Below are 9,583 nucleotides of genomic sequence, written 5' to 3'. Positions count from 1 at the left end.
ACTTCCCGCTGATTCAGGGCACGGAAGTGGCGATTGCCTTCCACGAAGGTGACCCCGATCGCCCGTACATCGCCCATGCGCTGCACGACTCCCGCCACGTGGACCACGTGACGGAAAAGAACGGCACCCGCAACGTGATCCGCACCGCCGGGCTGAACAAGCTGCGCATGGAAGACAGGCGCGGGGAAGAGCATATCAAGCTCAGCACCGAGTACGGGGGTAAGACCCAGCTTAATCTGGGGCACAACGTAGACGCTTCCAGGGCGCTGCGGGGGGAAGGGGCAGAGCTGCGTACTAATGACTGGGTCAGCGTTCGCGGCGGTAAAGGCATTTTGCTGACCGCGGATGCTCAACCTGACGTCAGCGGTAAAATGCTCGAAATGGACAGGGCTGTCGAACAACTGGAACAGGCTCTCACGCTGGCCAGAAGCCTTCAGGTGGCCGCTAAAGGGGCGAAGGTAACGGTATCAGACATCGACAGCCAAAAAGAGCTTAACAACGCATTGAAATACCTCAAAATGCCAGGAATGCTGGCCAGTGCGCCTGCCGGAATAGGTATTCTAAGCCCTGAAACTGTCCGTCTGGCTTCTGGTGGAGCAAGTATTGGCCTGATGTCGGGAAAAAATACCGATATCAGCGCCGGGCAATCATTCACCGTAGCTGCAAGCGAAGCTGTAAGTTTGTTTGCACAGGCTGCGGGAATGAAAATGTATGCAGGGGCAGGGAAGGTTGATATTCAGGCACAAGCGGATGCCATGAATGTCTCAGCATTACAGGATGTCACTGTCACCAGTGGTCAGGGAAGCGTGAGGGTTAATGCCAGCAAGGAGCTGATTTTAAGTTGCGGTGGTGCTTATATAAAACTCAGCGGTGGGAATATTGAACTGGGATGTCCGCGGAATATTTTGCTGAAAGCGACCAATGTTAATAAGTCTGAGCCAGCCAGTTTAGATACTCCGCCTGTTACCTTCCCGAAAGGATTTAGCAAAGGATTTACCACGACTTCATCAAAAAATGGATCGATCAAGCCCTTTACCACTTATCGCATTACGACGGCTGAAGGTGAGGTTTATAACGGCGTTTCCGGTGCTGCTGGAGAAACAGCACCCATATTTACGTCTGTGCCTTCAAAGCTAAAAATTGAATATCCGAGAAATGTTGCTGATAGCCAGGAGGGCGAATAAAATGACCACAGCGGTTTCCTCACTTTATCGTAAAAACCCCCATGCTCCGTGCGAAGAGCAAATGCCCTACTGGGTCGAATTTCAACTGGTTGATGAGCAGGGTGATCCGGTAGCGAAAATGCCATGGACTGCTGAAAGTTCACATCCGGTTTCTGGTCCTGTAGATGATTTTACCTATTCAGGTCAAAGTGATGCAGAGGGACTCATCAGAATTGATATGCCACATGGTCTTGAGCTGAAACTGACCTTAGACGGTAATCAACTGGCAGCTGAAATGGAAAAACGCGCCTTGCGCGTTAGCAGGGATGCGGAAAATGATTCTGTAGTTCGTCCTGGGGCCGAGGAGAAGGGGTATATCTGGCATTATGTAGTGATCGGTGAACTTTGCCGGACGCTTCCTTCAGTTGAGTTAAGAAATGGGGAGGTCTGGCCGCCATTCCATTTCCCTCAGGATAAAATTATGAAAGGAGTGAAAATAAGAACCAATCAGCTGGAAAAACGACACGTGATTGAAATATGCCCTTTCAGAGCATGGGAGCTTGTTCTGCATCATCAAAAGGACTATTCCATTGCGAATGGAATTAACCTTGGGGCGGCAGCGACGCTTGCCTATGCAAATGACAGCACTCTGGATACGGTGTCAATTATGAGCTTTTTTGTTAACCAGTGTCAGGATCTTTCCCGGTTACCTCAGCTTTATAAAGACGGCGCTGCATGGAATACGTTAGTACAGGATGTTCCCTACAGTAAGCGATATTATCCCCCGGTGTTTATGGATACCTCGCGAGATACTTCGCCTAAGGCAGATGAGAAGAATCCACATGGAACAGCACAGACAGAGGAGGATACTGCAGCAACAAAGGCAGACGGTGATACGCAGCTTTATTATGTCTATAACGCGGATAAGGTGATTGTTGCCTGGCGTGGCACGGCCAGCTTGTTTGATGTGGGGACGGATATTGCGTTCAGACCAGTAAATTCAGAAATATGCGATATAGATAGAACGCAATGCACCATGTTACTTCCTAATGGGAAAGTGCATACCGGATTCTGGAGCGGATATAGTCGGATTGAGCTAAAATTTGAAAAAGAGATTGAAGACTTGTTCGATAAGTTGCAAGGTAGACTATTATTTATTTCTGGCCATAGCTTAGGTGGGGCTTTGGCTCTAATTCATGCAGCAAAATTGAAGAATTACAGTCCTCTCCTTTATACTTATGGAATGCCACGAACCTTTACCCGCGATGCCGTAATGCAATTGTCGGAGATTACCCATTTCCGTCATGTTAATGATAATGATCCGATTCCAGCTGTACCCGCGGAAGCCAACCTGGATAATGAGTTATATAAACTCTGGGGATGGCTGGGCGGTATTCTGGGCTTTTTCTGGTCACTGGGTGAACTTCTCGCTTACCAGATGGTTGCCTGGGGAGACTGCTTCTGGCACCACGGCAATACGGTAGCCTTTCTCACCGTCACCCAGAGTCGGGAATGGAAAGAGTGCAAGAGAGATCTGCCGACTCCGGCGGGATGTATTACCATCATAAATTCACTGCCCATTAAGGCTAAACTTTACCTGGTCCCTGCGCTGGCGGAGCAGGAGATGCAGCAGGCTGGTCAGAAGCAGAAAGAGTTTAAAGCGTCATTAACGCAGGCAGATCTAACGGACTTTTTCCCCAAAGGCAGTAATCCGGACAGAGGCGCTAATATAAATCTTTTTGAACACTTTATGACCTCCTATATGCCCTATATGTATAACAAGGTGTTAGAGCTGATTGATAATGCCGGGATAGTGGATAAGCGTACCTTTACTGAGCATCTGCATAACGTTGATTCATTCAGGGAGCAGATGGCAGAAAATAAAAATGGCATACCGGAGAGAGAGTTAGTAAGAAATAACATCTTTCTGAATATAGAAGGGCTGCTTGGCGTATCGCTTTCCCCTACGTTATCTATGCCGTCAGGCAACGATACACTTTTGCGGTTTGCTCAATACGGAGAAGAGGTAATGGAAAATGTATAACCAATCAAAAATTATTCTGCTTTCCTTGGTATTGTTTACTGTGGCGGGTTGCAACATAAGTAGAACTGTAAACAAAACATTATACCCGCCTGCGAATACAAAATGGGTCAATATTGAAGTAAAAAATCCATCTCAGTATACGAAACCGTTTCCGATTGAGGTCAGATACATCTCGTATGGATGCATGAAAAAAAGAATTAGTGGATTTGATGGCTCAGTTATCACGGAACCCAGCTATAACGTTATTGGGATCCCCATGCAGCAAGGGAGTAGTGATATCTGGGAAGCAAAAGTAGCAATGACTGGCGGCGGTTCATGTAAATGGGCTTTGAGCGCCGTAACGCTTGGTATTGAATATATTGATGCTACTCACCTTGGCAAGGATCTTGTACCTGGTACGGCGATAGGTGTGACGCTTGCTTTTGATAATGATGCTTCGCGTAATGGCCAATTCACCTCCTCTATAGGTGACTTAAATATTACGCGTAAATATTACCCATATATTCGAGAGAGGAAAATAGCAGAGAAAACAAAATCGCTTTCTCTGTTAGGGAAAGAAAATTTCCTTTCTTACAGAGTATCTAAGTTTAGCAGTATTTATTTTTACCCTGAAGTTGATGAGATGAAAATTGTTAGATATATAGAGCCATCAAAAAAAACTGATGGTGTGTACTCCAAAATAATTTATCCGGATGGAAGTGTTGCACCAGAAAAAACACTTTTTCCTGATTTTGATAAGGTTGACAAGATGAAAATTAATTAATTATTTTTATATCGAGAATGAAATTTGGCAAAAGGTCTGGTTTTTATTAGTGAGAAAACCTCTCACGGCGGAAAAGTGGATTCCGCCTCTTTGATTTTTCCCCAAAGGCAGTAATCCGGACAGATGCGCTAATTTAAATATTTTGGAACACTTTATGACATCCTATGTTCCCTATATGTATAACAAAGTTTTAGAGCTGATTGATAATGCCGGGATAGTGGAAAAACGTACCTATACTGAGCATCTGTATAACGTTGATTCATTCAGGGAGCAGATGGAAGAAGATAAAAATGGCATGCCGGAAAGAGAGTTAGCAAGAAATAACATCTTTCTAAATATAGATGGCTTGCTTGGCATATCGCTTTCCCCTACGTTATCTATGCCGTCAGGCAACGATACACTTTTGCGGTTTGCTCAATACGGAGAAGAGGTAATGGAAAATGTTTAATCAATCAAAAATTATTCTGCTTTACCTGATGTTGTTTTCATCGTCAGGGTGCAGCATAGGTAGAACTGTTAACAAGACGTTATCTCCACCGCCAGATACAAAATGGGTTAATGTTGAAGTAAAGAACCCGTCTCAGTATACGAAACCTTTCCCACTTGAGCTCAGGTATATATCACATGAGTGTCAGAAAAAAAGAGTGAGTGGGTTTGACGGCTCTGTTATCTCTGAACCCAGCTATAACGTTATTCGAGTCCCTATGCAGCAGCAGAATGGTGACTACTGGAATGAAAAAGTGGCCATGACCGGCGGCGGTTCTTGTAAATGGACGATAAGCGCCGTAACGCTGGGTATTGAATATATTGAGGCTACTCACCTTGGCAAAGATCTTGTACCCGGCACAGCTGTTGGGGTGACAATTGCATTTGATAATGACGCTTCTCGTGATGGGCAGTTTAATATTGTATCTAACAGTAATCTTTTTTTTACATCGACATATTATCCGTTGATTAAAACTAATAAAATGATTCGTAAAAACGATTCTCTAAATATTTTTGGTAAAGAAGATTTCTTACAGAAAAGAATATTATATCCAGATGGTTTGATAAGTATTAAGTTTGCACCTAAGCTAGATGAATCCAAAGTGGTTAGAATGATAGCACCGAAAGAGTATAAGGTGGGGGAATTCTATGAAATCATTTACCCTGATGGTACGGTTGTATCTGATGGTTCAACCCATCCTGATATCAGAAAAATGGTAAAATAGAACATGTATAAAAAAACAAGGATGCTGTTTCTTTCACTGATGTTATTCTCTGCTACTGGTTGTAGCCTTAGCCGGACCGTAAACAAAACGTCATCCCCGCCGGCAGATACAAAATGGGTCAATATTGAAGTAAAAAATCCGTCTCAGTATACGAAACCTTTCCCACTTGAGGTCAGATACATCTCGTATGAATGCAAGAAAAGGAGAATCAGTGGATTTGATGGTTCCGTTATCACGGAACCCAGCTATAACGTTATTGTAATCCCTATGCAGCAAGAAAGCGGGGATACCTGGAAAGCAAAAGTTGCTAAGACCGGTGGTGGTTCGTGTAAATGGACGTTGAGTGCGGTCAATTTAGGTATCGAGTATATAGACGCGATACATCTTGGCAAAGGTCTTGTCCCTGGTACGGCGGTGGGTGTGGCCCTCGCTTTTGATAATGATGCTTCGCGAAACGGGAAATATAGATCAGTGCAAGGGGATTTGAAACTATCGCCAAAGTATTATCCTTATATAACGGAGTAGAATCTTAATAAGAAATTGAAAGACCTGTCTTTGTATGGGAAGGAAAGTTTTTTAAGCTACAGGATTACAAATGGTAACAATGTTTTATTTGAGCCTTCGTTAGGTGAAAATAAATTAATTAGATATGTTGAGCCAAAAGAAAAAATCAAAGACATTTACCCTGGGGTAATATATCCAGATGGTAGTGTTACATCCGATGGAACCGTATTTCCGGATTTTGATAAGGTCAATAGGATGAAGGCTGAGTGAACTGACTGGCAGGAGCATTTTATCTATTAGGCGTGCCAGGCTAATTAATTATTATTCTTGCGCGTCGGGTATATGCTTTTATGGATGACCTAATACGGAGAAGAGATAATGGGAAATGTATAAAAAAATCAAGACCCTGCCAGTTTACCTGGTTTTTCTCTCTGCTACCGGTTGCAGTCTTAGCCAGGTTGTTAATAAAACTTTATCTCCACCGGCGGATACAAAATGGGTAAATGTTGAAATAAATAACCCGTCCCAGTATACGAAGCCATTTCCCCTTGAAGCCAGATATATATCACATGAATGTCTGAAAAAGAGAGTCAGTGGGGTGGATGGCTCCACCATTACTGAATCGAACACTAACGTTATCAATGTCCACCTGCAGCAGGAAGTGGAGGCGTAATTTCGATAGCACTATTGCCGGTGAAAACAGGTGTGGCGATATAATCGCTGTCACTTCGGTTAATTAAAAATTAAGGATATCTTATGCCCAAAGGATTCGTATTACTCGGTGATAAAACCACGCACGGTGGTCAGGTTATTTCCGCGACCTCTACCACGATCGTGAATGGCAAAAAAGTCGCGCTGGTTGGCGATAAAGTCAGCTGCCCGGTTACGGGGCATGGAACCAATCAGATTGTGGAAGGTTCTGCAGAATGGTCATCAGACGGCAAAGCGATTGTCGTGGATGGCTGTCAATGCCAGTGCGGCTGTCAGGTTATCTCAAGCGCACCGGATTGCGTCACAGGATAAAAAAATGAACTGGGAACGTCAAAAACCTTTTACGGTTGAACAACCGTTGCCGCCAGCATCGGGTAACTGGCTGCTGGGGGGCGTGCTGTCGGCGATCGCCGCTATCCTGTTGTTTATTCTCCATGCTTCCGGCAGGCTGAGCGCGATTAATTCGGTGAGTATCTGGCTGTTTTCACTGATCCCGGTGGTGCTGTGGCTGATTGCTTTTAGTGCGCGCGGTTACTTTTACGGGCGCGAGCTGGATCGTTATCACTTTCTGCAACGTGAAGCGCAGTACGCGCAGCAGCAGTGGGCGGCATGGGCCGGGCGTTATCTGGCCGTCATGGCGAGTTGCGTGATGTTGCCTGAGCAGATCTCTGCTGCGTTATTGCAGCAGAAAGCAAAGGGACTAACCCACTATCGGGATCTGGTTCGCCGGATTGATTATCTGCCGAACGATAAACCCGTTTTTGTCACCGCTATTTCGGCTCTACTTTCAAGCGTTGCAGAGGCCGTTCTTGCCCTGCCGGGTGAATTACCCCTCCAGGTCACGGTACTGACCGATGAGCCTGACGCATCCCGGCAAGATCTTCACACGCAATTCGCAGAGTGCTGGCAGGCAATTTTCCCGACATGCGCTGAACCGCCATCGACGACTATTACCGATACGCTCGCTTTCAGCATGGTTGCAGAGCGAATTAAGCAACCCGATGAGACGGTTAAACTGGTTCTGGTGGTGCAGATGCAGGGGCAGGATCGTTATTCCGATGGTCTGGCTGTACTGCTGCTTACCAGCGATGATGTTGCCCTCAAATATTCCATTGCCCATCAGGCCCGTCTGCTGCGTCCTGCGTCGTGGGATGTGAACCACTTCGGCGAAGAACTGCAGCTGTTCCTCACCACGCAGACCCAGGCGCTGCGAACGGTGGGTATCCTTGGCGATGCTCAAAAATGGAGCGGGCATTCTGCCGAACTCCTCAATATCGGCAATACCCATGGTGCTCGCTGGAAGCCTGGCGATATCCAGACTGTTGAAACTTACTGTGGCAAACAGGGGACATGCTCGCCCTGGCTGGCCGCTGCGCTGGCGGCTGATTTTGTCCGCCTCAGTCAGCAATCCTGGCTGACGTTGTCCTCTTCAGGCACAGAACATTTTATTTGTACCATCACATCAGGGAGTGAGGATGAATCTGTTCAATAAAACAGGACGTATCTGCGGGCTGACCTTTTTTTTGCTGCTATTGTTGGCTGCGCTGGCCGGGCTTATCTGGCATCACGGAGAACGTATCTGGCTGGATACCAACAATGAAAAAGTACTCGGTTTTTTGCTAATCGGCGTCCTTGCTCTTGGCGTGCGATACTTCCCAGCACTGACGGGTCTGGTGAAGCAATGGCGTCACCGGGAAACCGGCAAGCAGAATAATGCCCTGCCACAGGACGAAGCCCGTCCTAACCGGAAAGCCCCGGACAACGTGACCGTCGAGACCCTCCGCGACGCCATGCGTAACCTCTACGGTCGTCGCTGGGGCCGCAAAATCCGCATCCTGCTGATAACCGGCACCGTCGCTGAAGTGGAGCAGCTAACCCCAGGCCTGACGGAGCAGCTCTGGCAGGAAGATCGCGGCACGTTACTGCTGTGGGGCGGTGACCTCAATACGCCGGTCGATAATTCCTGGCTGACCGCGCTGCGCAGGCTGCGCCGCCGCCCGGCAGACGGGCTGGTGTGGGTGACATCGGCGTTTGACCAGCTGTCTTATCCTCATCTTCAGCCACCGTTGCCTGTTCCTTCTGACGGCACCCTGGATGCTCTGGCATATGCGATTAGCGCACGCAGTGAAGCGCTGGGCTGGAAACTCCCGCTGTATGTCTGGTCCCTGCACCCGCGTGCCGGGAAGCCGGAAGGTCGCGTCACGCAGGCCGCCGGGTGCCTGCTGCCTGCCGGGTGTCGTGCCGACGGGCTGATGCAACAGCTTCAGGCCCTGTCGCCGGAGCTGGTCGCGCAGGGGATCCGGCAGGTCTGCCACTCCACGCAGCACAACTTTCTGCTGTCGCTGGCCGATCAGCTGCTGCGCACGCCGCAAAGCGTCGCCGACCCGCTGTCGGTGATACTAAACCCGTACCGCCCGCTGCCGCTGGCGGGCGTGGTGTTCAGCCAGATTTCTGAGGATGCGGAACGCAGCGTGGCGCATCACTGGGGCATGGATAGGCGCTGGGATGTGCTGCCGGATTCGTTGCGCTCGCTGCCCGCCGCGCTTCGCCCGCGCAAGCCGGGCGTGCCGTGGCGCAACGTCCTGCTCCCCACCACCGCGGCGCTGATGGTGCTGTGGGCAGGCTGGATGCTGCTCTCCTTTATCAGCAACCGCACTGTGATCCAGGATGCGCAGGAGCAGGCCGCGCTCGCCGCCCGGCAGACGCAGCCGCTGGAGCAGCGCCTGCACGCCCTGCTGGCGTTGCAGAAAACGCTGGCCCGCCTGCAGTACCGCTCTGAGCATGGCGTGCCGTGGTATGAGCGGGCCGGGCTGAGTCAGAATAACGCCCTGCTGGCGACACTCTGGCCACGTTATCAGGACGGCGCCTTACCGCTGCTGCGTGATGCGGCAGCGAACCATCTGCAGAGCCAAATCACCGCCTTTAATGCCCTGCCGCCGGGCAGCCCGCTGCGCGAGCAGAGGGCAAAAACCACCCGGGAACAGCTGAAACTCTACCTGATGCTGGCACGCCCGGAGCATATGGACGCCGCCTGGTTCAGCTCTGCGCTGCTGCACCACTGGCCGACGCGTGATGGCGTGAAGGACGGCCTCTGGCAGGGCGTGGCCCCGTCGCTGCTCTCGTTTTATGGCGCGCAGCTGGCGGCGCACCCGCAGTGGCGCCTGGCGGCCGATGAAAACACGGTGAG

The 9,583-nt window shown here is 49.1% G+C and carries 10 protein-coding genes; all 10 read left to right on the top strand.

Annotated features, from left to right (window positions below; all coding sequences use genetic code 11):
* On the top strand, window positions 1-1,184 hold a 1,184-nt coding region (locus tag ASF13_RS08840; protein WP_156365575.1), incomplete at its 5' end, for a type VI secretion system Vgr family protein.
* Between the two features lies 1 nt (window position 1,185).
* Window positions 1,186-3,207 carry a lipase family protein gene (locus ASF13_RS08835; RefSeq protein WP_056234978.1) on the top strand — a complete coding sequence of 674 codons (2,022 nt, stop codon included), beginning with the start codon at window positions 1,186-1,188 and terminating at the stop codon, window positions 3,205-3,207.
* Complete coding sequence (locus ASF13_RS08830) at window positions 3,200-3,970, top strand: hypothetical protein (RefSeq protein WP_056234975.1); 771 nt, start codon at window positions 3,200-3,202, stop codon at window positions 3,968-3,970. The genes ASF13_RS08835 and ASF13_RS08830 overlap by 8 nt, the downstream gene beginning before the upstream one ends.
* A 154-nt stretch (window positions 3,971-4,124) precedes the next feature.
* Window positions 4,125-4,418 (top strand): hypothetical protein, encoded by a 294-nt coding sequence (locus ASF13_RS08825; protein WP_056234972.1) that lies wholly within the window; start codon window positions 4,125-4,127, stop codon window positions 4,416-4,418.
* Window positions 4,411-5,181, top strand: a complete 771-nt coding sequence (locus ASF13_RS08820) for a hypothetical protein (protein WP_056234970.1) — start codon at window positions 4,411-4,413, stop codon at window positions 5,179-5,181. The genes ASF13_RS08825 and ASF13_RS08820 overlap by 8 nt, the downstream gene beginning before the upstream one ends.
* A gap of 3 nt (window positions 5,182-5,184) precedes the next feature.
* The gene (locus tag ASF13_RS23425) at window positions 5,185-5,706 is read left to right on the top strand and encodes a hypothetical protein (protein WP_235514973.1); all 522 of its coding nucleotides are present in this window, start codon (window positions 5,185-5,187) and stop codon (window positions 5,704-5,706) included.
* A 15-nt stretch (window positions 5,707-5,721) separates the two neighbouring features.
* Complete coding sequence (locus tag ASF13_RS24900) at window positions 5,722-5,955, top strand: hypothetical protein (protein WP_233209079.1); 234 nt, start codon at window positions 5,722-5,724, stop codon at window positions 5,953-5,955.
* A 486-nt stretch (window positions 5,956-6,441) separates the two neighbouring features.
* Complete coding sequence (locus ASF13_RS23420; protein ID WP_072166336.1) at window positions 6,442-6,708, top strand: PAAR domain-containing protein; 267 nt, start codon at window positions 6,442-6,444, stop codon at window positions 6,706-6,708.
* A 4-nt stretch (window positions 6,709-6,712) separates the two neighbouring features.
* On the top strand, window positions 6,713-7,888 hold the full coding sequence (locus tag ASF13_RS08815; RefSeq protein ID WP_072166335.1) for a hypothetical protein: 1,176 nt from the start codon (window positions 6,713-6,715) through the stop codon (window positions 7,886-7,888).
* On the top strand, window positions 7,872-9,583 hold a 1,712-nt coding region (locus tag ASF13_RS08810; RefSeq protein WP_235514971.1), incomplete at its 3' end, for an ImcF-related family protein. The genes ASF13_RS08815 and ASF13_RS08810, both read left to right, overlap by 17 nt.

Origin of the sequence: Erwinia sp. Leaf53, from assembly GCF_001422605.1 — a bacterium.
Taxonomy (GTDB): domain Bacteria; phylum Pseudomonadota; class Gammaproteobacteria; order Enterobacterales; family Enterobacteriaceae; genus Erwinia.
Note: the sequence above shows the minus strand (reverse complement) of the source record. Positions and strands in the feature narration are given on the sequence as shown.

Coding starts and splice junctions, on each gene's coding strand:
- ASF13_RS08820 (WP_056234970.1), top strand. CDS start 4,411: ATGTTTAATCAATCAAAAATTATTCTGCTTTACCTGATGTTGTTTTCA.
- ASF13_RS23420 (WP_072166336.1), top strand. CDS start 6,442: ATGCCCAAAGGATTCGTATTACTCGGTGATAAAACCACGCACGGTGGT.
- ASF13_RS08830 (WP_056234975.1), top strand. CDS start 3,200: ATGTATAACCAATCAAAAATTATTCTGCTTTCCTTGGTATTGTTTACT.
- ASF13_RS08835 (WP_056234978.1), top strand. CDS start 1,186: ATGACCACAGCGGTTTCCTCACTTTATCGTAAAAACCCCCATGCTCCG.
- ASF13_RS08815 (WP_072166335.1), top strand. CDS start 6,713: ATGAACTGGGAACGTCAAAAACCTTTTACGGTTGAACAACCGTTGCCG.
- ASF13_RS23425 (WP_235514973.1), top strand. CDS start 5,185: ATGTATAAAAAAACAAGGATGCTGTTTCTTTCACTGATGTTATTCTCT.
- ASF13_RS08825 (WP_056234972.1), top strand. CDS start 4,125: ATGACATCCTATGTTCCCTATATGTATAACAAAGTTTTAGAGCTGATT.